The organism is Halorussus salinus (assembly GCF_004765815.2).
In the GTDB taxonomy this organism is placed as follows: Archaea; Halobacteriota; Halobacteria; order Halobacteriales; family Haladaptataceae; genus Halorussus; species Halorussus salinus.
The window spans coordinates 419,018-441,390 of the sequence record NZ_SBIS02000008.1 but is presented as its reverse complement, the minus strand read 5'-3'; the positions used below and the strand labels follow the sequence as shown (position 1 = coordinate 441,390).

General features: G+C 65.4%; 22 protein-coding genes. 5 read left to right on the top strand and 17 right to left on the bottom strand.

Annotated elements, in window-relative coordinates; translation table 11 throughout:
• Positions 1 to 341: 341 nt before the first annotated feature.
• Together EPL00_RS19095 and EPL00_RS19090 are read right to left on the bottom strand one after the other, a co-directional pair.
• Positions 342 to 1,643 carry an MFS transporter gene (locus EPL00_RS19095; RefSeq protein ID WP_135853966.1) on the bottom strand — a complete coding sequence of 434 codons (1,302 nt, stop codon included), beginning with the start codon at positions 1,641 to 1,643 and terminating at the stop codon, positions 342 to 344.
• A 465-nt stretch (positions 1,644 to 2,108) separates the two neighbouring features.
• Positions 2,109 to 2,966 carry a hypothetical protein gene (locus EPL00_RS19090; protein WP_135853968.1) on the bottom strand — a complete coding sequence of 286 codons (858 nt, stop codon included), beginning with the start codon at positions 2,964 to 2,966 and terminating at the stop codon, positions 2,109 to 2,111.
• Positions 2,967 to 3,235: 269 nt separating this feature from the next.
• Here EPL00_RS19090 and EPL00_RS19085 point away from each other — a divergent pair, with 269 nt between their 5' ends.
• Positions 3,236 to 3,694, top strand: a complete 459-nt coding sequence (locus tag EPL00_RS19085) for a PH domain-containing protein (protein ID WP_135853970.1) — start codon at positions 3,236 to 3,238, stop codon at positions 3,692 to 3,694.
• Positions 3,695 to 3,897: 203 nt separating this feature from the next.
• Here the strand turns inward: EPL00_RS19085 and EPL00_RS19080 are convergent, their stop codons facing one another.
• The 9 genes from EPL00_RS19080 to EPL00_RS19040 all read right to left on the bottom strand — a co-directional run bounded on the left by EPL00_RS19080 (position 3,898) and on the right by EPL00_RS19040 (position 11,616).
• Positions 3,898 to 5,187, bottom strand: coding sequence for a hypothetical protein (locus EPL00_RS19080; RefSeq protein WP_135853971.1), 1,290 nt, complete (start codon positions 5,185 to 5,187; stop codon positions 3,898 to 3,900).
• Positions 5,184 to 5,876 carry a hypothetical protein gene (locus EPL00_RS19075; RefSeq protein WP_135853972.1) on the bottom strand — a complete coding sequence of 231 codons (693 nt, stop codon included), beginning with the start codon at positions 5,874 to 5,876 and terminating at the stop codon, positions 5,184 to 5,186. Before EPL00_RS19075 ends, EPL00_RS19080 begins: the two co-directional genes overlap by 4 nt.
• Positions 5,877 to 5,976: 100 nt before the next feature.
• On the bottom strand, positions 5,977 to 6,849 hold the full coding sequence (locus EPL00_RS19070) for an ABC transporter ATP-binding protein (RefSeq protein ID WP_238398254.1): 873 nt from the start codon (positions 6,847 to 6,849) through the stop codon (positions 5,977 to 5,979).
• Positions 6,840 to 7,715 carry an ABC transporter permease gene (locus EPL00_RS19065; protein ID WP_135853973.1) on the bottom strand — a complete coding sequence of 292 codons (876 nt, stop codon included), beginning with the start codon at positions 7,713 to 7,715 and terminating at the stop codon, positions 6,840 to 6,842. Before EPL00_RS19065 ends, EPL00_RS19070 begins: the two co-directional genes overlap by 10 nt.
• Positions 7,712 to 8,755, bottom strand: a complete 1,044-nt coding sequence (locus EPL00_RS19060) for an ABC transporter substrate-binding protein (RefSeq protein ID WP_135853974.1) — start codon at positions 8,753 to 8,755, stop codon at positions 7,712 to 7,714. Before EPL00_RS19060 ends, EPL00_RS19065 begins: the two co-directional genes overlap by 4 nt.
• Positions 8,756 to 8,931: 176 nt before the next feature.
• Positions 8,932 to 9,729: an energy-coupling factor ABC transporter ATP-binding protein gene (locus EPL00_RS19055; protein WP_135854358.1), complete on the bottom strand. Its 798-nt coding sequence runs from the start codon at positions 9,727 to 9,729 to the stop codon at positions 8,932 to 8,934.
• 68 nt (positions 9,730 to 9,797) lie between these two features.
• The gene (locus EPL00_RS19050) at positions 9,798 to 10,610 is read right to left on the bottom strand and encodes an energy-coupling factor transporter transmembrane component T family protein (RefSeq protein ID WP_135853975.1); all 813 of its coding nucleotides are present in this window, start codon (positions 10,608 to 10,610) and stop codon (positions 9,798 to 9,800) included.
• A complete protein-coding gene (locus EPL00_RS19045; RefSeq protein ID WP_135853976.1) occupies positions 10,607 to 10,936 on the bottom strand; it encodes a cobalamin transport operon protein in 330 nt (109 codons plus the stop codon). Before EPL00_RS19045 ends, EPL00_RS19050 begins: the two co-directional genes overlap by 4 nt.
• Positions 10,936 to 11,616, bottom strand: a complete 681-nt coding sequence (locus EPL00_RS19040; RefSeq protein ID WP_135853977.1) for an energy-coupling factor ABC transporter permease — start codon at positions 11,614 to 11,616, stop codon at positions 10,936 to 10,938. The genes EPL00_RS19045 and EPL00_RS19040 overlap by 1 nt, the downstream gene beginning before the upstream one ends.
• A gap of 221 nt (positions 11,617 to 11,837) precedes the next feature.
• Between EPL00_RS19040 and EPL00_RS19035 the strand changes: the two genes are divergently transcribed.
• Positions 11,838 to 12,017, top strand: coding sequence for a hypothetical protein (locus EPL00_RS19035; protein ID WP_135853978.1), 180 nt, complete (start codon positions 11,838 to 11,840; stop codon positions 12,015 to 12,017).
• Positions 12,018 to 12,164: 147 nt separating this feature from the next.
• Positions 12,165 to 13,394: an FAD-dependent oxidoreductase gene (locus EPL00_RS19030; protein ID WP_135853979.1), complete on the top strand. Its 1,230-nt coding sequence runs from the start codon at positions 12,165 to 12,167 to the stop codon at positions 13,392 to 13,394.
• An 8-nt stretch (positions 13,395 to 13,402) separates the two neighbouring features.
• Here the strand turns inward: EPL00_RS19030 and EPL00_RS19025 are convergent, their stop codons facing one another.
• Both EPL00_RS19025 and EPL00_RS19020 read right to left on the bottom strand, forming a co-directional pair.
• On the bottom strand, positions 13,403 to 13,849 hold the full coding sequence (locus tag EPL00_RS19025; RefSeq protein WP_135853980.1) for a spore germination protein GerW family protein: 447 nt from the start codon (positions 13,847 to 13,849) through the stop codon (positions 13,403 to 13,405).
• Positions 13,850 to 13,924: 75 nt separating this feature from the next.
• Positions 13,925 to 14,362 carry a DUF1810 domain-containing protein gene (locus EPL00_RS19020; RefSeq protein ID WP_135853981.1) on the bottom strand — a complete coding sequence of 146 codons (438 nt, stop codon included), beginning with the start codon at positions 14,360 to 14,362 and terminating at the stop codon, positions 13,925 to 13,927.
• 147 nt (positions 14,363 to 14,509) lie between these two features.
• On the opposite strand from EPL00_RS19020, the gene EPL00_RS19015 reads away from it, so the two are divergent.
• Positions 14,510 to 14,680, top strand: coding sequence for a hypothetical protein (locus EPL00_RS19015; RefSeq protein WP_162224272.1), 171 nt, complete (start codon positions 14,510 to 14,512; stop codon positions 14,678 to 14,680).
• 16 nt (positions 14,681 to 14,696) lie between these two features.
• Here the strand turns inward: EPL00_RS19015 and EPL00_RS19010 are convergent, their stop codons facing one another.
• From EPL00_RS19010 to EPL00_RS18995, 4 genes are all read right to left on the bottom strand, one after another.
• Positions 14,697 to 15,416, bottom strand: a complete 720-nt coding sequence (locus EPL00_RS19010) for a uracil-DNA glycosylase family protein (RefSeq protein ID WP_202932698.1) — start codon at positions 15,414 to 15,416, stop codon at positions 14,697 to 14,699.
• A 98-nt stretch (positions 15,417 to 15,514) separates the two neighbouring features.
• The gene (locus tag EPL00_RS19005) at positions 15,515 to 16,117 is read right to left on the bottom strand and encodes a hypothetical protein (RefSeq protein ID WP_135853982.1); all 603 of its coding nucleotides are present in this window, start codon (positions 16,115 to 16,117) and stop codon (positions 15,515 to 15,517) included.
• A 189-nt stretch (positions 16,118 to 16,306) separates the two neighbouring features.
• Positions 16,307 to 18,544, bottom strand: a complete 2,238-nt coding sequence (locus tag EPL00_RS19000; RefSeq protein ID WP_135853983.1) for an LUD domain-containing protein — start codon at positions 18,542 to 18,544, stop codon at positions 16,307 to 16,309.
• A gap of 4 nt (positions 18,545 to 18,548) precedes the next feature.
• Positions 18,549 to 19,109 (bottom strand): LUD domain-containing protein, encoded by a 561-nt coding sequence (locus EPL00_RS18995; RefSeq protein WP_135853984.1) that lies wholly within the window; start codon positions 19,107 to 19,109, stop codon positions 18,549 to 18,551.
• 114 nt (positions 19,110 to 19,223) lie between these two features.
• On the opposite strand from EPL00_RS18995, the gene EPL00_RS18990 reads away from it, so the two are divergent.
• Positions 19,224 to 22,280 carry an FAD-binding and (Fe-S)-binding domain-containing protein gene (locus EPL00_RS18990; RefSeq protein ID WP_135853985.1) on the top strand — a complete coding sequence of 1,019 codons (3,057 nt, stop codon included), beginning with the start codon at positions 19,224 to 19,226 and terminating at the stop codon, positions 22,278 to 22,280.
• Positions 22,281 to 22,373: the final 93 nt, after the last annotated feature.

The following is a 22,373-nucleotide window of genomic DNA, read 5'->3' as shown; positions in this document are numbered from 1 at the left end:
TTAGCGACAATACATATAACTTCTGTCTTGAATGAATAGTATACATTCACAGGCGAAAATATCTCTAGTGTGTTATAATATACTTACTAATAGGGCATAAATTTATGGACTGTCTTAGGGTGTACGGCTAGTCGTCTCTTTGAAACTCCTCGTAGCCGGAGCCTGTCCGGGGTCGGACGGAGCGGTCGTTCGGTAAGGAGTCCGAATAGGTGTTTTTGCGCGTCGGACGGGTGACCGCATTCTGTACGAGACCAACCGGTATCCGAACGAGGACGTTACTAATCGGTAGGTAGGTATCTTGCTGGCTTGAAAATACGGACGTAGGTGTCCGCCGTGTCGTTTTAACCGTGTGAGGAGTCCGACTCCGTCTCGGTCCGCAAGTCGAAGTCGTCTGGAACTGCGGCCCCGACAGCGGGAAGTTGTCGGAGTTGCGGACGTAAGAGGACGTAGACGGCCGTGAAGGCAAAGCCGCTTGCTGCTAGCGCCATGGTCGTTGTCGTTCCAAGCGTTTCGGCGATGATACCGCCGACGAGTGAACCCAGCGGGAGCGTCGCCCCCGAAGCAGTTCCCTTCGTCGCAGTGACCCGGCCCAGTAAGTCGGCCGGGAATACTCGCTGGTTCAGCGTCGACGTAAGTACGCCCGATGCGCCAGCGGGCACCCACGCGAGGCCGAACAGAACTACCGTGAGTGCCGGTGTCGGAGCGAACACCGCCAAGACCCAGCAACCCGCACCTAGTCCCTGAGAGATCAACACCCACCCGTAGGGGATATCCTCTACAGAGGGGCCAGCAATCGATCCGACGAGTCGCCCGATGCCGAGGGCTCCCAGCAGCAAGCCGTAGATTCCGGGTCCGCCGAGACCGTCGCCGAACGCTGGCAGAATCGCCAGCGTGACTCCTGTGGCGAAGTTCACCACCGCAGTCGTCAGCACCAGTTCGATAAAGAGGGTTCCGCGGAGGACCTCCACACCTGCCCGTAGATCCGAAACGTACGACCGGAGTACCGATTCGACGGTCGGTTCGGATTCGTCGCTCCGCTCTCGCTCGTCTCGATGCACCGGCGTTCCCAGCGTGATACCGGCGAACAACAGGGCGGCAACGGCGAACGTGAGCGAGTCGGCGAAGAAGAGTGCCGTCGCTCCGAATACAGCGATGAAACCACCCCCAATCGCGTCGAACACCATATCCAGTCCGAGCGTCACCGCCGACAGGGCAGAATTGGCCTCGGAGAGTCGCTCGTCATCGACGATACGAGGGAGTAGCGCGGTCTCCATCGGCGCCATTACCAACGATGCAACCATCAGAACTGGAACGACGACGAACAACACGCCAACGCTGAGCCGTCCAGTGACCGCCGCGAGCGGCAGAACGAGCACAACGACGCCCTGAACCACCTGTGACCCGACGAGGAGGAACCTGAGTGGCAGACGGTCCACGAGTGGTCCGGCGAACAGCTGTAGTAACCACGGGAGCAGGAGTATCGCGTTCAGGGCACCGGTGACGACGGTCGAACCGCTCAACTCGAAGGCGAGCCAGAGTACGGCGACCGTATAGAGGCTATCCCCGGCGTTCGTCGCGAACTGGCCAGCGAAGAACCGACGGAAATCTCGGTTACGCCCCAGCAACCGCATCGCAGCCATCATCGCGGACCCTCCTCGCGGAGTGTCAGCGCATCGTAGCGTGATTCGGACGAGCAGTTCAATTTCAACTTCGACTTCGACTCGAATGTCGGTACGCGGCCGTGCGAGCCCCGGTTGTTAACCGGTGGCTCAATCGGTGTCAGCATCTGTGTGTGTGTCTGGTCGAGAGAGAGTGCGACTACCGAGGAGGTAGCGAAACGAACCCGAGTGCTGCGGCTATCGGGCCCGTCGCGCGGCGGGAGGGGAAAGGGGGTCGAACACCGGCCGTACCGTGGGCCAGCAGGGCATAGAACGACTCGCAAGGAAAATCTGGGCGGTCGGCAAAAAGTGTACTGATTCCATCCAACCATACAAAAACAAACATAAAATACTTTATATTAGATAAATTTTTATTACGTTTAGTTGATATACGAGGGGAAGACCGTCGGGCGAGCAGTCGAGAATACGTCGGCGTTCTCTGACCCGAAATCACCATTCCGCGTAGGTGATATACTCGACATCCTCGTATTCGAGGAGCCACGTCCCGTAGAAATCGTCCTCGTTCAAGCCCTCGTGCTGTCGGATACGCTCGATTACCGCCTGAAAGGCATCACCGTCCTCGAAGTACCCGCCGTCGATTGCACCCTCGACGACCGTCCGCTCGGCGTCGGACAGGTCCGTGAGCGCGAACAGGTACTGCTCTCGAATCTGATCCGCGAACGTGTCCACGTCGGCAGCGATCTCCGTCACCTCGTATCGGTACTCCGCCTCGGTTGCATCTCGGGAGTCAACTGCCACGCGATACCGGTTCCCGTCGTGGACGAGAACGTCGTACTGTCGCTCCGGGACGAACACCGAGTCGTTCCCCACCTCCTCGGCGCTTCCGTACCCGACGCCCACGTCGTACCCGTCGTGGTTGGACCGCGGTTCCTCCGAGAGAATCGAACCGAGGCGGTCACGGTCCACCTCCGGGAGGTCGTCGTACTCTATTTCGCCGAGTTCCGGCGTCGTCTCCTCCGGATTGAAATCGAGGAGGACCTCGTAGACCGTCACCTCGCTACTCCGGAGTCGCGTCTCCGAAACGCTATAGAAGGTATCGTTCACCCGGACGGTGGTGGTGTGGTCGAACAGCTCGTACCGTCCGGTCCGCGTCGCCGAGCCGTTCTCGCGGGCCGACGTGACGACCGCGTGTTCTTCGGACCCCGGCTCGGTAGCCATCGAAACCTCGTCGGCGATATCGTCTGCTGTCGCGTCGTTCATATCGAGAACGACGGACGGGTGGCCGCATCCGGCGAGGCTGACCGAGAGGAGGGCGGCTCCGGACGAGAGGAACTGGCGGCGTCGCATGTCGTTCCAGACTAACAACCGAACTGAATGTTTTCCGGTTCGTCTTCGCCGGAAGGCGTTCTCGGCGGTCGGCAGCGACGCGTATTCGCCCGAGGAGGCCCGAACGGTCGTAGCGACGAAGGTCGAGAGTCCGATTAGCGGGACCGGGCGCTCGCCGAGCGAGAAGGTCACTGCGATGTAGTCGGCTGCGTAGCGGCTACTTCGCTCTTATTCTCAGAAATAAATATTTCGTCCGTAGGTATAAGTAACGGAGACGAAACGGATGCGTGATGGCAAGTAGAGGCAGCGACATTGACGATTACATGCTGAAGGGCGAGGAGGTCTCGTATTCCTTCAAACATCGGCCGAACGGACTCGTTCACTGGGTAAAATCCCTTCTCGGATACGGCGAAACCCACTGGTACGTGACCAACCAGCGACTCCTCGTACACGAGAAGATGGCGGGCGGCTTCGGGTTCCGCGAAGTGCCGCTCGATAACGTCACGTCGGTCGAGTACGGTCGCCAGATCGACCTTCGGACGCTGGCGCTGGGCATCCTTACGATTCCGATTCTCGTCGGCGTTCTCATCACGCTCCTCGCAATCTTCCGTCGGCCGCAGGTTCTCGAACTCCACGTTTCGGGCGGTTCGAACCTCTCGGTCGAAATCTCGAAGGGGACCGACATCGAGGAGATCCTCTGGTATCTCCCCACCCAGCGGCAGATCGACTCGCAGAAACAACGCGTGTAGCGAATCGCCGACGAGTATTTCGGTATCTCGTCCTACAGCATCAACGAAACTTCTGCGTCGCGTACACACGAATCTTCCCGTCGATTTCGATACCGGAATTCGCGCCGCCGAGAACGGCCTCTCGCCGCTCGGCTGGCGAGAGCGACCTCCGCGAGTATCTGGCCGACCGCGAGGACGCGAGTCTGCGTCGGTCTAAACGCCGTTCAGCGTTCGAGCGCGTCGAGAACGCGCCGACACGCCGACGGCGCGCTCCGAGCGCGGGCGGTCGCGGTGTAGTACCGACGCAGGGGGTCGTCGAGTCGCGCGAGTCGCACCTCGCCGCGATAGCGCGCGAGGGCTTCGTCCGCGAAGGCGACCCAACTCGCGGCGTCCGCGAGTACCGGCCGGACCAGTTCCGGTCGCGGACTCTCCGTGAGCGCCGTCCGAATCGCCTCGACGGCCTGCGAGCGCACCGCCCGAACCTCGGCCGCGTCTCCGACGCCGAACTCCTCGTCGCTGTCGATTCGGTCTCGGATGCGGTCGTACGCGAGGAAATCGGTGAGTCCGTCGGTCGCGGTCACCACCGCGCTGGCCGGACCGGTCGCGTCGGCGACCCGGTCCGCACTCGACGCCGCGTCGTCGCGGAGCCGATACCGGAGCCGCCACGCGATATCGCGGTCGTTCTCGGTCGGCTCCGGGGGCAGGTCCGCTCGACGGCTCCGGAGGTCCCGCGCGAGGCGGTCGGCCGCAGTCGCGAGTCGCTTCTCGACGGTCCCGGCGTCGGACGGGAGCGAGGTCGTGAATCGGTCGTACAGATAGCGCGTGTCCGCGACGAGGGCGGTCGCCTCCTCGGCGTGTTCGCCCCACTCGGCGACTCCCAGCAGGGTCCCCTCCTCGACGCGGCTCGACGGCGTGCGAGCGTCGAGGAGGCCGTCGAGGTTCCGCTCGACGCGAGCGTGGACGAGCGCCGCGCGGACCGGGTCGGTCCCGCGGTACTCGTGGTTCGCTCGGAGCGTCCGGGCCTCGTCGAGCGCGCGCTCGCGTTCGGCCGCCAACTCCGCCCGCGTCACGCCGCGGTCGGCGAATCCCCACCCGGCAGACGCGTAGCGGGCGCTGGCGCGCGCCTCGCGGAGCGACCGAAGCGAGGCAAAGCGGGTCCCCGCTCTCCGGGCCTCCTCGACGCGCGCCGTCGCGTCGCTGGCGGCGTCGAGGAGCCGCCCTCTCACGTGGCCGTTCGGAACGCTCTCGGGGCCGAACGGCATCGGAAGCGTCTCCAGTAGCTCGTTGACGCGCCGCGTCGCGTCGTCCAGTTTCGACCGCTCGATAGTGACGGGAATCGACTCGGCGAGGACCGGTTCGGCGTCGCCGTCGTCGGTGACCTCCGGCAACTCGTGGCCGAAGACGGACTCGCTGGACTCGTCGCCGAGCGAGCCGAACTCGCTACAGCCCGCGACCAGCGTCGCACCGGCGGCCGCCAGAACGCCCCGGCGCGTCGCGGTGCCGTCCTCGGTCATCGGTCGCCCTCCTCGGTCGTTGGGGTCGCCGTCGAATCGGAACTCCCGCTCGACGCCTCGGCACGGACCGACCCGCCGCCGTCACAGCGACTCCTCCCGCTGATGCTCGACCCGTAGGAGTTGACCGCGTCCGCGTCGAGGGCGACCGGGAGCCGAATCAGGCGCGATTCGAAGGCGGGTTCGTCGGCGGTACACCGCTCGTCGTAGGGCCGAAGCGGGCGCACGTAGTCGGTTTGAATTTTGTTCGACTGCCACGATATCGAGCAGAGGCGCAGTCGGAAGCACTCCTCGACCTGTTGGGTCTCCAAGTAGAGCGTCTCGCTGTCGAAATCCGTCGCGGAGACGAACGACGACACTGGCTCGCCGTCGATACCGTCGGCGACCGCGAGTCGGTCGGCGGTGGACCGCGCGTCGATGACTTCGTACCGGTCGAGCGAGGAGCGCCGGTCCCGTTCCGGTGACTCGCCGCTCTCGCGGTCGGAGTCCCCGAACCGAATCGGAACCTCGGCGGCCCGGCGGCGAACCATCGGCGGGTCGGTCAGGGAGTCGGCGTCGGGAGGGGCCGACTCCTCGCCGGAGACCGAGCGCGTCGAGGAGCTTTCACCGCCGGTGAACCGGCTACACCCGGCCAGTCCGCCGGTAATCGCTGTCGCTACGTGGAGGAGGTGGCGGCGCGTGAGCGGGACCATCTGAGATAAGAGGTGTTCGAACACCGATGGTAAATCCTTTGTGACGTTTCGCCCGCCAGCGGACGGGTAGACGTGGGTCACGCTGGGGACGCCGCGGGACTCAGTGCCCGAGCAGGTCGCGTATCTCGGAGACGTACTCGACGAACTCGACGCTCGCGCGTTCGCGGGGGCGGTCCAGCGACACCTCGACGGTCTCGGCGACGCGTCCGGGGTCGGCCGCCATCACGAGGACGCGGTCGCCCAGTTTGACCGCCTCCTCGACCTCGTGAGTCACGAACAGGACGGTTTTGTCCGTCTCACGCCAGATGTCCAGCAGTTCCGCGTGCAGTCGGTCGCGGGTCTCCGGGTCGAGACTCCCGAACGGTTCGTCCATCAGGAGGACTTCGGGGTCGACGGCCAGCGCGCGAGCGATGCCGACGCGCTGTTTCATGCCGCCGGAGAGTTCCTTCGGGTAGGCCTCCTCGAACCCGGAGAGTCCGACGAGTTCGACCAACTCCTCGACGCGCGCTTCACAGTCCGGACAGTCGCAGGTCGGCCGGTCGAGACCGAACCGAATGTTTCCGCGGACGGTCCGCCACGGGAACAGCGCGTAGTTCTGGAACACCATCCCGCGGTCGATACCGGGGTCCGTAACCGGGTCACCATCGACGGTGACGCGACCCCTCGTCGGGGATTCGAGTCCCGCAATCGTCCGGAACAACGTCGTCTTCCCGCATCCGGAGGGACCGACCACGCAGAGGAGTTCGCCGTCTTCGACCTCGAAGGTCACGTCGGCGAGCGCCTCGACGGTGCCGCCGCGAGCGTCGTATCGCTTCGAGAGGCCCTCGACCGCGATTTTCGCGTCGGTGTCTGATTCGCCGCTGGCGGCCGATTTGTCCTCGATGTTCGATTCGCCCTCCGTGTTTGATTCGCTATCCGTCTTCGATTCGCCGTCGGCTTCGGTCGAGCGTTCGGTCGTTTCGGTCATTGCCATGCGAGAAGTCTCCGTTCGACGTTTCGAAACGCCACGTCCATGCCGACGTAGACGAGGCTGATGACGAGCATGTACGCGACGCTCGTGTCCACCGCGAGGTTGTTCGAGGCGTTGATAATCTCGTAGCCGACGCCGGGCGCGCCGAACAGTTCCGCGCCGACGACTATCATCCAGCACCGCCCGATGCTCGTCCGGAAGGCGGTGAGGATGCTCGGTGCCGCCGCGGGGAGGACCACGAGCCGAACCATCTCCCGGTCGGTTTCGACGCCGAGACTCGACGCGACCTCGGTGTAGTCCGAGGAGACGCCTTCGACGCCGCTGTACGCGCCGTAGAAGTTGATCCAGAACGCGCCGACGAAGACGATGAACGCCGCGCCGGTGTGGTGGATGCCGAACCAGAGGATGGCGAAGACGACCCACGCCAGCGGTGGAATCGGCCGGAGGATGCGGACGACCGGGGTGAGGTAGTCGTCGAGTCGGCCCGACCACCCCATCGCCACGCCGAGCGCGATTCCGGCGACGCTCCCGACCACCAGTCCCGGCACGTAGTGCAGGAGACTCTGGCCGAGTTTGAACAACCCGACCGGGACGCCGACGCTCCCCACCGCGGGAAGCGTCGTCGGCTCGGTCTGGACGAACAGGTCGGCGAACGCCTTCGCGGACGCGACCGGGCCGGGCAGGAGATACGACGGCGTCGTCACCTGCGCGCCGACCCACCAGACCGCGAGAAACGCCGCGACACCGACCGCGCCGCGACCGAGACGGGCCGGGTCTCGCTTCCTCAAGAGTCCGCCGTTCGCGCTCGGGTCGTCGGCGTTCGCGTCGCCGTTCGAGTCGGCGGCGTCGGCGTCGGTTCCGAGACTCATTCTGTGACGGCGTCGTAGGCCTCGAAGTGGAACAGCTTCTCGTTCGAGACGACCTCGTCCGTGTTACCGACGGCGGCGACGTATTCGGCCATCTGCTCGGTCTGACTCGTAATCGCGTGGGGGTCCGAGAGGTAGCTCGACGCTTTCGACTCCATCGCCGCGATTGCGAGGTCGTCGCTCACGCCCGACCCGATGACTGCGCTGGCGTCCTCGGCGGCCTTCTCGGGGTTGTCTCGAACGAACTCCGTCGCATCGACGTGCGCCGAGACGAGGGCTTGTGCGGTCTCCGTCGCGTCGAGAACGCGCTTCTGTGCGAACAGCACCGTGACGGGATGGCCGTCGAGTATCTCTCCCGACCACGCGAGTTCGCGGAAACCGTCGTCGTTGCCGACGACGGTCGCGAACGGTTCCTGAATCACCGTCGCGTCGATATCGCCTGCTTGCATCGTCTGAGGGGCCTTCGCGGGCGGCACCTTCGACTTCGAGACGACCGACTCCAGTTTCCCGAGTCCGAGAGCTTCTTCGAGCCAGTAGCGTAGCACCACATCCGGGACACTACCATCGGGCGGTGCGCCGAATCTGACTTTGCGTCCCTTCTGTTCCTCGAACGTCGAGAACGCTCGCTCGCCGTGTTTCTCGTAGAGGTCCGCGAACTCCGCGGTACCCATCACTTTGAACCCTTCGCGGGAGTTCGCGGCGAGGACGCCCGCCTGTTTGCCCTTGTCCGCGAGGACCATCGCGGGCGTGATGCCGAAGAGGGCAACGTCCACCTCGTCGCTGGCGAACGCTTTCACGACGCCCGGTCCCGAGGAGAATCGCTTCGCCGTCACCTCGGCGGGCACGTCGTCGTAGAAGCCCTCCGCTTGCATCACGTAGTGTTGTACGTTCGGGTAAATCGGCACGTACGCGACGGTGAGACCGTCGAGACTACCGTCGCCACTTCCGGTGAGCGACCCGACGCAACCGGCCGTCGCCGCGAGGCCGACCGTTGGGACTGCCGCTCCGTTCCGAAGGAATCTACGACGCGAGTGTCCTCCCATTGAATAATAACAATAGGGGTAGTTATAATAAAAGTTGCTAATTTTATCTCTACTTTTCATATAACGCGGCGTCGGTCTCTCCGCTATCGGACGGGCGTACTCGCCATTTGGCCGCACGAACTGGACAGTCGGAATCGGCTCCACCGAGAAGACGCCGCGAGTATCGAGAAGAGGAGTCAGTCGTCGCCGTCGAGCGAGGGGGTCTCCGCGCCCTGCGAATCGTCGGTCTCCCCGAGGAGCGCCACGAGTTCCGGCTCGGTCACGGGCCGCGATTCGGCGTCCAGTCCTGCGTCGCGGGCGACCCGCACCGCGCTCGGCGGGTGGAGGTTCGCCTCCTCTAACAGCGCGCCGTCGTAGAACACCTCGCGGGGCGTTCCGCTCCCGGCGACGTTGCCGTCGCTCATCACGCAGACGCGGTCGGCGACCTCGGCGGCGAAGTCGAGGTCGTGGGTCGAGAGGACGACGCTGATGCCCTCCGCGTGAATCTGGCGGACGCGCTCGGCGACCAGTCGGGACCGCTCGGGGTCGAGACCCGCGAGCGGTTCGTCCAAGACGACCACGCTCGGTTCGAGCGCGAGGACGCCCGCCAGTCCGACGAGTCGTTTCTCGCCGCCGCTCAGGTAGTGGGGGATGCGGTCTTCGAGATGCCCGGCGTCCACGGTCGCCAGCGCCTCCCGAGCGCGCGTTCTCGCCTCGTCGCCGGGCACGCCGTAGTTCCGAAGGCCGAACATCACGTCGTCCAGCACCGTGGGCGCGACCAGTTGCGTGTCGGCGTCTTGGAAGACGAAGCCGACCTCCTTGCGCGCGTGAGCCTCGTTGTCTTCCGTGATGGGGGTTCCATCGACAACCAACTCGCCGTCGTCCGGGACGAGCGTCGCGTTGAGATGTTCGAGGAGCGTCGATTTCCCAGCGCCGTTGCCGCCGACGAGCGCGACGACCTCCTCGGGGGAGACGCTGAACGCCACGTCGTGCATCCCGACCGTCCCGTCGGGGTAGGTGTGGGCACCACACTGGAGGTCCACGAGCGGCGATTCGTCGCGGGTCACAGTCCTCCTCCGTAGACCGCGACTGCCGCGTAGCCGACGACCGCGACGTACGCTCCGGCGACCAGCAGGAGTTCGCCGACGGGCGGACGCGGCACGTCGCCGTACAGCGTGATGTCGCCGTCGTAGCCGCGGGCCTCCATCGACTTGACCAACCGCTCGGACTGCTCGATTGCCGACAGCATCGTCATGCCGAGAATCCGCGCGTAGAGGCGTTTGTTCGACCAGAACTCCGAGAAGTTCGCGCCGCGGGAGAGCGCGGCCTTCACGAGGTCTTCGAGGGTTTCGAGCATGACGAAGGTGAACCGATAGGTGAGCAACGCGATTTGGTCGATGGGCCGGGGAAGCAGTCGGCCGAGCATGTACGCAACGTGGGTGTATTTCGTGGTCATCGACGCGGTGAGGGCGAACGTGACGACGGTCAGCGACCGGAAGCTGAGTTCCGCGAACAGCGCGAGTCCGGCCCGCGTCACCGACAGTTCGCCGACGGGCGTGGCGAGCGCGCCGCCGATGGGCGTCCCCGGTTCGAGGAATGCGAGCGGTCCCGCGACCGAGACGACGAACAGCGCCGGGAGCGTGTACCAGCCAGCCAAGCGTCGATACGGCAGGCCTGCGAGACCGTACACGGCCAGAACGGTGGCGTAGAGACCGGCCAGTAGTGCGAGCCTGTCGAACACCGTCACCGCGAGGACGAGCGCCCCGACGACGCCGACTTTCGTCCACGGGTTGATGCGGTGGAGCGGGCCGTCCCGGCGCTCGGCGAACGCCGTGACGAGCCGCGGGTCCGGGACGTGGTTCGAGAGCGTCGTCACGGTTGTCGGGGCGCGCGGCCCGTGCTATCCAGACCGCGGTACCGGTCTACGTAGACGTACAGTCCGATGCCGACCACGGCCAGCAGGGCGACGACGCCGAAAAATTCGAGCATCAGCCCGCCCTTCCGGATGGGGCCAGCGACGACGATGCCGCGACCGAAGTCAACGAGCGCGCCGCCGCCGTCCTTCACGCCGCGCTGGAGCGCCTTCGCCGACCGCTTGGCCCACGGGAGCGACCCGCCGGTCGAACGGAACCCCCAGAGACCGGCCGCGAGACAGACCGCGAACAGACCGGCGAGACCGCCGTACTGCTTCCAGCGTCGCATCAGGCGGTCACCCCCGCGGACTTCTCGCAGGTCTCGCGGTCGCCGAGACCGACGAGGTCGGGGCGGACCGACGCGAGGAACTGGACGATGAAGCCGGTCAGCATGCCCTCTATCACGGCGACGCCGAGGTTGAGACCGACCAGTCCGGCGACGGCTATCGTCAGGTCGCTACGGGGCAACGCGCTCCCGTTCACGCCGCTGACGACGATAATCGCGCCCATCAGAAACGCGCCAGCCGTCAGGCCCAGCGTCGCGGCGCTCGCGCTCGCGGGGAAGATGTCCCAGTCCTGACCGACGAGCGTCTTGAAGGCGTAGTAGGCGACGATGGCCTCGCTCGCGTTGACGAGTGTGTTCGCCCCGAGGAGGCCCACGGCACCGTGGCCGAGCGCCGCCGAGAAGATGTTGACGACCAGCGCGATGAGCGCGCCGAGCAGTGGCCCGGCGAGGATGCCGACGAGACCGGTCAGGTTCATGTGGATGCCGCCCCACACGGGGATGTTCAGTTGGAAGATTGCGAAACTCGCGGCCGCGCCGATTCCGGCGAGCGCGATTTGATGCGTCTCGATACCGCCCTTGCGGACGCGGTACACGACGGTACCGACGAGTCCGACGGCGAGCGTCGTCCAGAGAGCGAGCGCCCACAGCGGGAACGAGCCTTCGCCGAGGTGAATGTGCGCCATATCTGATTAACAATATAGGGTACCAATATAATAAAGTTGCCGTATGAATCCAGATAGGATAATAACCACTATCTAACTGGGATAGAATATTGATAACGACGCACTCCGTCGGCGCGGCGGTCGTCCCGGTGACTGGTCGATTCGACCGGTCGCTCGCCGACTCCCCGCGGCGACCGGCGAGGAGTGGAGACTTATGCCGGTGGAACGCGTGGAATGTTCTCATGGCTCACCAACCCGAGCATCCGAGGCTGTTCGTCTGTAACGCGTGTCAAACGGTCCACGCTGGCACCGTGGTCGAACACACCGACTCGGGCCACCGGTACGAAGCGCCCGAGGGCTGTGGGGCGTGCGGGGAGAGCGCGTTCACTCCCATCGAGGACTGGCCCCACCGCCACGACTGAGGCGGGACTCCTCGGTCCGGCCCTTCGGTCCGGTTCGGCCCTTCGGTTCCGCCCTTCGGTCCTCCGGCGTTCGGCTCGCGGCGGACCCTGCCTCGGCACCTCCCGCCGTCGCCGTCAGACACTTACTCGTCTACTCGAAGGACCGGTATGGAGACGACAGTCCTCGTCGTCGGCGGCGGCGCGACCGGGGCCGGAATCGCGCGCGACCTCGCGTTGCGCGGCGTGGACGCGACGCTCGTGGACCGCGGCGGCTTGTCGAGCGGGACCTCGGGCCGCTCGCACGGCCTGTTGCACAGCGGGGCGCGCTACGCCGAGTCCGACCCGGTCGGTGCCGAGGAGTGCATCGAGGAGAACCGCGTCCTGCGCGACATCGCCGGGGCCTGCCTCCGCGACGCGGGCGGGTTGTTCGTCCAACTCGCGGACGACGACCCCGCCTACTTCGAGGCGAAGCGCGAGGCCTGCGAGGAGGTCGGGATTCCGACGGAACTCCTCGACGGCGACGAGGCCCGCGAGCGGGTCCCCGACCTCTCGTCGGAGGTCGAGCGCGCGATGGAGGTGCCAGACGCGGTGGTCTACCCCTCCCGACTGGTGGCCGCGAACGCGGCCGACGCCCGCGACCACGGGGCCACGATTCACCCCCACGCGCCGGTCGAAGGCGTGACCGTCTCGGACGGACGCATCACCGGCGTCGATTTGGGCGGGTCGGTCGGCGGCCGAATCGAACCCGAGTACGTCGTCAACGCGGCCGGAGCGTGGGCCGGAGAGGTCGCCGCGATGGCCGACGTGTCCGTCGAGATGCGACCCACTCGCGGCGTCATGATTTCGGTCGATTACGACGGTCTGGGACCCGTCTTGAACCGCTGTCGCGCGCCGGACGACGGCGACATCGTGGTGCCCCACGACTCGGAGGTCGTCCTCGGAACCACAAGCGTCCGCGTCGAGGACCCCGACGAGTACGAGACCGCGGAGTGGGAGGTCGATGAGACCGTCCGCCAGTGCGCGGCCATGCTCCCGCCGGTCGCGGAGGCTCCGGAACTCCGGCGGTGGTGGGGCGTCCGACCGCTGTACGGCCCCGACGAGGAGGACCGCGGCGGGCGCGGCATCTCGCGGGGGTTCTTCCGACTCGACCACGCCGAGGACGGCGTGGCGAACTTCGCCAGCATCGTCGGCGGGAAACTGACCACGTACCGCCGGATGGCGGCGGCGACCGCCGACCTCGTGTGCGACCGACTCGGCGTCGAAGCGGAGTGCGTCACGGCGGACCGCGAACTCCTCGGCGCGGACGACCCCGAGCGACTCGACGCGCTCGTCGCGGAGTTCGACGGCCGGAGCGTGACCGACGAAGACGTGGTTCGGCCGCCCGACGGTGCCCGATAGCTCGGCTTCTACCGCGCTCGGCGACCCGCCAGCCATCCGACCACGCACCCCGCGACCAGCAACGCGAGCGACCGCCGCCGGTCCCCGAACCGGACGAACCGGGTCCCGTCGTCGCCGATTTCGAGCGCGCCGACCGGGGTGGCCACGCCGCCGCCGCCACCGCCGCCACCCTCGCTCTCGGCGACGCCGGTTCGGTCGTCGCCGTCCGCCTCGCCTCGGTCGTCGGCCCCGGCCTCCTCGTCGCGTTCGCCGGGCGTCGCGCCGCGCTCCTCGTCGTCTCGGTCGTCGGACTCGACGCCGTGGCTCTCGCCGAACCCGCCGCCGAACCCGAAGGCGACGCGCGCGACCGGGACGACGGTTCGGTCGTCGCGCTCTATCGGGTCGCCGAAGACGGCTCGGACGTTCGCGCTCCCGTTCAGGTGTTCCATCAGGGAATCTAACTGCGTGGCACTCATCGGTGTTTCACCGCCGACAGGTTCGACGCAGAGCGGCAAAGAGATTGGCCCGCGGGTTCGCCGAGGCGATTGCTTTCAGGCGTCTTCCAGCAGGTCCAGCGTCTTCCGGTCGCGGTCGCCGTCGTAGTACCGGTCCAACGCCGTCCGGAACGGGGCCGAATCGTCCGCGACCGCCTCGAACAGCGTCATCGAGGAGCGAAACTTCAGGTCGTCGGGCGACCCGAATATCTCGTTCGCCGAGCGCCCGTCGATGGCGTTCACCAACTCTGTGCAGTCCCGCAGGCGGGGACCCAGTACCGGGTGTGACAGGTAGGCCTCGGCCTCTCCTCGGGAGGAAATCGCGTAGCGTCGAGCCATCTCGCTCCGGCCGAGGCCCTCCATCTGCGGGAAGACGAACCACATCCAGTGGCTCCGCTTGCGGCCCGACCGCAGTTCCTTCTTGACTTCGTCCATCACTGGATTCTGGGCCTCGACGAATCGCTGTAGGTCGTGGGGCTCCTCGGGACTCGTCATTCTCCGTCTCGATTCGTTTCTTTCGAGTAACTGCTACTAAAACAGTCCGGTGACTCGAATTCGCGGTCGGGTCCCCCGGTTAGAGAACGTCGGACGCCCCGACCGACTCGACACCAACTTTTTGAGACCAGAATATCACGAACGAACATGTCGAGAGACACCTATCGGTTCGGACTGCTATCGGTCGTCTTCGGTGGCTTCGTCTCGCTGAACGGACCACAGTTCTACGGGGCATCGAAACTCGTCAGCGTTTTCGGACTGTTAGTGATGACTCTCGGAGCGTTCGTCGGTCTCCTCGGACTCGCAGGCGAGGAGTAGCGAACTGCTCGCGGACTCACCGCACCTCGTAGGTGTCGTGTTCCGCGAGGAACCGCCCGAGGTCGGCGGTCTGGCGGTAGTCGGTCGCCAGCAGGTCCGACAGCGAGGAGACCAGTTCCTCGGCGTCGCCCTCGTCCCACTCGGCGGGTTCGCGGACCGGAATCACCAGAAAGCCCCGGCCCGGCACGTGGTCGGCGTGGAGGTCGGCCATGCGGTCCGACGCGTCCGCTGGCGATTCGCCGTCCGGCGAATCGCCGTCCGCCGAGTCCGCTGGCGCGTCGAGCAGGGCCTCGCGCGCCGCGTAGGTACGCAAGACGTGTCGGGTCGCGCGCTCGCCGACCGGGAGGAGGACGTGGGCCGCGATGGCGCGCAACTCCGCGTCGAAGAAGGGTTCGAGTCGGTCGTAGTCCGCCTCGGTCGGCGCGTCCCCGTCCGGCAGACAGCACATGTGCCGATAGCTCAGAAAGCAGTCGGCCAGCGCCGGGTCGTCGCTGTAGGTGTCGCCGACGAGACCGACCTCGTTGAGGACCGGTTGGAGTCGTTCGCCCGTGAGGCTTCCCGTGAAGGGGACGCCGGTCTCCTCGCCGCCGTGGACGCCCGGATAGTCGCCGATTAGGTGAAAGTCGGCGTTGGCGTCGCCGTAGCCGTAGACCGCGCTGACGCCCGACGCGCACTCGTGGGGGCAGGGCGGCCGCATCCCGAAGGGGTTGCTGGTTCTGTCCGTGACGTTCTTCACGGGCGCGAATAGTGGACTGGCGGTTAAATCCGCCCCGGTTTATTAATTCTGTATAAAAAGATTTTAAATATTATAAATTACAAATAGATAAAAGTATTCTATCGGGTGTTTTTCTGCGCTGACGGAAATGATGTCGAAGAAAACATTCCATTATTCCAAATATCTACATGGAATAAACGTTCAGTTTTTCGAACCTTCTTTTCAAAAGGCGAATGGACTTCTGCATCCACTCGCAACCAAAAGAATTCGTATTCATTATACTTCTCTTCTCTAATCCTAATCTCATCTGTTAAAAATCCTGCCGTATATTCGGTTCTCTCCTTTGGCTCAAGAAAAATAGTAACTGATTTCCAGTTCCCGACATTTGTGATTTTCATTTTTTCTGATATTTGTTCATATTTTGTAGTTGGTTCTAAGATAGGGGACTCAGGAGTGATTTTTATTTGTGACGCCATAGAAAGTCTAAACGTAACCTCTACTGGCATCTCTCCTGTGTTTTCAAAACATAGTAATCCTAATCCTTGTCCAGATTTGTGATGGATAGAAACCTGAGGTCTTCTTCTAAAGTTTAAGTCTTCTCGCATGTATTGCGCTTGTCTATAGTTTAAAAGAACGCTGATTAGAGTAACGCTGGCTAAAAACAGAGTTCCAATAGACGAAGCAACTTTACCATTTATTCTTCCGGTGAGTACTCCTATCACTAACGAGATGGGTAGTAGTGCGGTTGTTATAATCGCTATCTTCCACTTGTGATTTTTTATTATCGACTTTGTTTTTTCAGTCCGGCACATGTTCTGTGCTAGATAGTGGCCGTGAAGAATACGTGTCGAAACCCCCGCAAATAAAAATGACGATAAGTTGCAAAATTGGCTGTGGTTTCGCGGATACGTTTACTGCTTCGGGTCTAGCAACTCCACCGGATGGCGACTCTCCCGCCCCAACAACAGCGAGTCCAGTTGCTCCAAACACGAGGTCCCGCTGGCGACGACGGTGCGGTCGCTCGTCTCCGGCGCGGTGAACTGGTCGCGCAACTGCTCGCCCACGTCCATACTCAGGTCGTAGTACTCGGCCTTGTAGCCGAAGCTCCCGGCCATCCCGCAACACTCCACGTCGGAGGTAATCACGTCGTAGTCGGCGGCGTCCAGCACCGCGGTCGTGTACGGTTCGAGGTCGAGCGTGCGCTGTTGGCAGTGGCTGTGGTAGGCGACCGCCTCGCCCTCGCCCGCCGCGAGCGATTCGACCTCCTCGCCGTGTTCGAGGAGTCCGTACACGTACTCCAAGACCTCGTAACTCCCGTCGGCCAGCGCCCGGTGGCGCTCGCCGTCGAGGAGCTTCCCGTACTCACGCTCGAACATGGCGAGGTCGCTCGGTTCGACGACCACCACGTCGCGTCCGGCCTCGATGTGGTCGAGCAGTGGGGGTGCGACCTCCTCGGCGTGGCGCTCGGCAGTGGCAATCATCCCCTGCGAGAGGGGCGCGCGGCCGGACGAGGCCATCTCCGGCACCCTGACGCTGACGCCCAACGCTTCCAGCACCCGAATCGCGGCCTTCCCCCGCTTGACCTGCACGTGGTTCGTGTAGAGGTCCGGATAGAGGACGGCCTCGCGGTCGGCCGCCGTCGGAGCGATTCGGGAGCCTCCGCGGGCCTCGAACCACTCCACGAGCGTCTGCGATTCGAACGCGGGCAACTCGCGCCGCCGGTCGATGCCCAGTATTCGTTCCATCGCCCACCGCGAGGGCGCGCGGTCGGCCAGCCAGTTCGACGCCGGAGCCAGCGCCGACCCGACCTTCGCCACCGTCTCGAAGTTGCCGAAGAACCGCTTCTGGAGGCTCACGCCACCCGGTTCTTCGTCGGGCGTCAGTCCCTCCACGAGCCAGTCGAACTCGGCGCTTTCGCCGCCTGCGCCGCCATCGCCGCGGTTGATGCGGTCCCGGACCACCGTGTTTATCCACGGGATGTCGATGTTCACCGGACACTGGTTGACACAGCGCGAACACCCCGTACAGAGGTCGTTGAACTCCGCGGCGGTGTCGAGACCTTCGACGCCCGCCTCCCACCCGGTGGCGATACCGCCCGAATACGTCTCGCCGCCGAAGGCGTGGCCTCCGACCGACTGGAAGTTGGCACAGGAGTTCGCACAGGCCGAACACCGGATGCAGTACAGCGTCTCGCGCAGTTGGTCGTCCTCGCGCATCGCCGTCCGGCCGTTGTCGATGAGGACGAGGTGGAACTCCCGGTCGTCGCTCCCGACCTCGGAGAGCGGCGTCTCGTCGTCGGCGAAATCGACGGTCGGCGACTCGACCGGCGGCGTGAACAGCGAGACGTAGGAGGTGATGTCTTGGCCGGTCCCGGAGCGTCCGATTAGCTCCACGAAGGGCTGGAGGTCCGAGACGGTGGGAATCAGCTTCTCGACGCCCGCGACCGCGACCTGCGTGTCGGTCGCCTGAATCGTCTTGCGGGCGTTGCCCTCGCTGGTCACGAGCGCCATCGTCCCCGACTCGGCCGCCACGAAGTTCGCGCCGGTCATCCCGACCTCGGCCTCCTCGATGCGCTCGCCGAGGTACTCGCGGGCGAACTGGGTCAACTCCTCGGCGGTTTCGAGCGGTTCGGCCACGTCGAAGTGGGCGTTGAACAGCTCGGCGATGCCCTCGCGGGACTTGTGGATGGCGGGTGCAACGATGTGACTCGGCGCTTCGTCGGCGACTTGCAGGACGAACTCCCCGAGGTCGGTCTCCCAGACCTCGGTCCCTCGGGCTTCGAGGTGGTCGTTGACCGCTATCTCCTCGGAGGTCATCGACTTGCTCTTGACCACGGTGTCGGCGTCCCGGTCTTTCACGACTTCCGCGATATACTGGTTCGCGTCCGCGGCGTCGTCGGCCAGATACACCGTGCCGCCGTTGGCCTCGACGCTCTCGCGGACCTCCTCGATTAGTTCCGGCAGGCGCTCGATGGCGTCCTCCTTGATGGCCCGCGCCTCGGCCTTCAACTCGTCGTAGTCGTCCAATCGGGCGACCGACTCGTATCGTCCCTCGTTGAACCCGCGGGTGTTCTCGGCGACCGACGCGCCCTCCTCGGCGAGGAGTCGCCGAATCTCGGCGGCCTTGGCGTCGCGCGATTTCGAACTCATCGGCTCACTCGTCCTCCAGCACGATTACGTGGACCGTCTTCGGGCCGTGCGCGCCCGTCACGAGCGCGCCCATGTCCGCGGTCGCGCTCGGGCGGGTGGCGATTATCGCGTCGCCGCCGGTTCCGTCACCGCCTTCTGTCCCGCCACCGCTCTCCGCTCCGCCACCGCGCTCGCGTTCGACCGCCTCTGCGAGTCGGTCGAAGGCGGCGGGCATGTCGGCCACGAGGTCGCTCGCGGCCAGCACCGCGACGTGGCGCTCCGGGTAGAGGCTGACCGGTTCGGTGCCCGACTCGTCGGGCCGGAGGACGACCGACCCGTAGTCCGCGATGGCGAACGCGGCCGCGGTCACGCCCGTCGTCGCGGCGTCGAGTCGCGCGGGCGTCGGGTCCGCGGTCACGTCGGTTTCGGCCAGCGAGACGCCCTCGAAGGGGAGTTCCGTGCCGACCGCGGGCGGCTCCACGGCGTCGGCGACCGTCTCCTCGAACCCCTCTCTCGTCGTCCGCGACCACGAGACGCCGAGGTCCCGCAGGGAGGCCGCGAACTCCTCGGCTACGTCTGCGCTCATGGCTCGTGGTTGGGACGTGACCCCAATAAACGTTCGACGGGCGACCGCCTCCCGAACGTCTCGGCGGATACCGACGACCACGGATTTATGCGGCTCTCCTCGCAACTGTGGGGCATGGCTATCCGTCCCACCGACTCCCCCGACCCCGCCGACGGGGGCGACTACGACTACCGCGACGAGGAGGTCGCCCGGCCCGACCTGCTGGCCGCGCTCGACTCGCGCGTGGAGGGCGACGTACGATTCGACACTTACACCAGACAACTGTACGCCACGGACGCCAGCATCTACGAGCAGACTCCCATCGGCGTCGTCTTCCCGACCGACACCGACGACGTGGCGTCGGTCGTCTCTTACTGCGCCGACGAGGAGATACCGCTTCTCCCGCGGGGCGGCGGCACGAGCCTCGCGGGCCAGACCGTCAACGAGGCCGTGGTCCTCGACTTCACGACGCACATGGACGGGCTGGTCTCGTTCGACCCCGACGAGGCGACCGCGACCGCCCAACCCGGCGTCACGCTCGGCGAGTTGAACGCCGACCTCGCGGACGACGACCTGAAGTTCGCGCCCGACCCCGCGTGGGGCGACAAGAGCGTCCTCGGCGGCGCTATCGGGAACAACTCGACCGGTTCGCACTCGCTGGTCTACGGCAAGACCGACGCCTACGTCGAGGAGTGCGAGGTCGTCCTCGCGGACGGCACCGTCACGACGTTCGGCGAGGTCGAAGTCGAGACCTTGCGCGAGGAGGGCGACCCAGAGGGCGACATCGAGGCCCGCATCTACGCCGAGGTGGCTCGCATCATCGACGACGAGGCCGACGAAATCGACGCGCGCTATCCCGACCTGAAGCGCAACGTCTCGGGGTACAATCTGGACGTACTCGTGGAGGAAGCCCGCGGAGCGACCGAAGCGGGCGGCGGCACGGTCAACCTCGCCAAACTGCTGGCGGGGAGCGAGGGCACCCTCGCGGTCGTCACCGAGGCGACCGTCTCGCTCGAACCGGTCCCCGAGACGAAGGCGGTCGCGCTCCTGACCTACGACGACGTGCTGGACGCGATGGAGGACGTGGCACCCATCCTCGAACACGACCCGGCCGCGGTCGAGGTGATGGACGACGTACTGCTGGACTTGGCGGCCGACACCGACGAGTTCCGCGACGTGGTGGGGATGCTCCCCGAGGGGACCGACTCGGTACTCCTCGTGGAGTTCTACGCCGAGGACGACGACCACGGCCGCCAGCAGGTCGCGGACCTCGTGGCCGACCGGGTGCCCGGCGCGGCGACCGAGGCCGAACCCGGCGAGGGCGCGACCGAGGTCACGGCCGAACCGCACTACGCGGTCGCGGCGATGGAGGCCCACGACGACGAGGAGCGCGCGAAGTTCTGGAAGATGCGCAAGTCCGGACTCCCCATCCTGCTGTCGCGGACCACCGACGAGAAGCACATCTCGTTCATCGAGGACACCGCCATCCCCGCCGAGAACCTGCCGGAGTACGTCGCGGACTTTCACGACATCTTGGACGACCACGACACCTTCGCCAGTTACTACGCCCACGCCGGACCCGGCGTCCTCCACATTCGGCCGCTCGTGAACACCAAAGATGTGGAAGGCGTCGAGAAGATGGAGTCAATCGCCGACGCCGTGACCGACCTCGTGGTCAAGTACGGCGGGTCGGTCTCGGGCGAACACGGCGACGGCCGCGCCCGGACCCAGTGGAACCGAAAGTTGTACGGCGACGACCTCTGGCAGACGTTCCGCGATTTGAAGACTGCGTTCGACCCCGACTGGCTCCTGAACCCCGGACAGGTCTGTGGCGACGTGGACATGACCGAGAACCTGCGCTTCGACCCCGAGTACGACTTCGAGGCGGGCTTCGACCCCGCGCTCGACTGGGCGAACGACAACGGCTTTCAGGGGATGGTCGAACTCTGTCACGGGTGCGCTGGCTGTCGCGGCGAGCAGGAGACCACCGGCGGCGTGATGTGCCCGACCTACCGGGCGGCCGACGAGGAGATAACCTCGACCCGCGGCCGGGCGAACATGCTCCGGCAGGCGATGTCCGGCGACCTGCCCGAGGGTGAGGTGTTCACCGACGAGTTCGCCGACGAGGTGCTGGACCTCTGTATCGGCTGTAAGGGGTGTAAGCACGACTGTCCGAGCGGCGTGGACATGGCGAAGCTGAAAGTCGAGGTCGAACATCAGCGCCACCAGCGCGAGGGCGTCGGCCTCCGGAGCAAACTGTTCGGACGCACCGAGACCCTGCTCTCGCTCGGGAGCGCGCTCGCGCCCCTCTCGAACTGGGCGACGAAGATTCCGGGCGCGCGTGCCGCGATGGAGAAAGTCGCGGGCATCGCCAGCGAGCGGAGCCTCCCGGAGTTCCACCGCGAGACGCTCCGGGACTGGTACGCCGACCGCGGTCCCCGAGTCTCGGCCGACGAGGCCGACCGGAAGGCGATGCTGATAGCCGACCCCTACACCAACTACAGCCACCCGGAGGTCGGCAAGGCGGCGGTCCGGGCGCTCGAAGCCGCGAACGTCCACGTCCGCATCCCCAGCGACGTAACCGACAGCGGCCGACCCGCCTTCTCCAAGAGCCTCGTGGACGAGGCCCGCGACACCGCCCGCGAGAACGTCCGGAAACTCGCGCCGCGAATCGAGGAGGGCTGGGACCTCGTGGTCGCCGAACCCTCCGACGCGGTGATGTTCCAGTCGGACTACCTCGACCTGCTGGGCGACGGGTCGCTCGCGCCGGACGCCGAGACGGTCGCTCGCAACGCCTACGGCGTCTGTGAGTACGTCGATGCGTTCCGACTGGACGAGAACGCCAGTTGGGACGCGCCCGACGAGTCGCTGACCTACCACGGCCACTGCCACCAGAAGGCGACCAAGAAGGACCACCACGCGGTGGGGGTTCTCCGACGCGCGGGCTACCGCGTGGACCCCCTCGATTCGGGCTGTTGCGGCATGGCCGGGAGCTTCGGCTACGAGGAGGAACACTACTCGATGAGCAAGGCCATCGGCGACATCCTGTTCGAGCAGGTCGAGGACAGCGACGGCGACTCGGTGGTCGCGCCGGGGGCGTCCTGCCGGACGCAGTTGGGCGACCGCGAGGGAGCGAGCGCGGAACCGCCCCATCCCGTCGAGAAGTTGGCCGACGCGCTCGCCGGTCGGTGAGCGCCGGTCGCCGACGGCGAGGCCGACGCCGAAACCTATCGCGTTCGCTCGGCGGAAAGCAGAAAAATCGGTCGCCGGAGGGCGGTCGGTTCG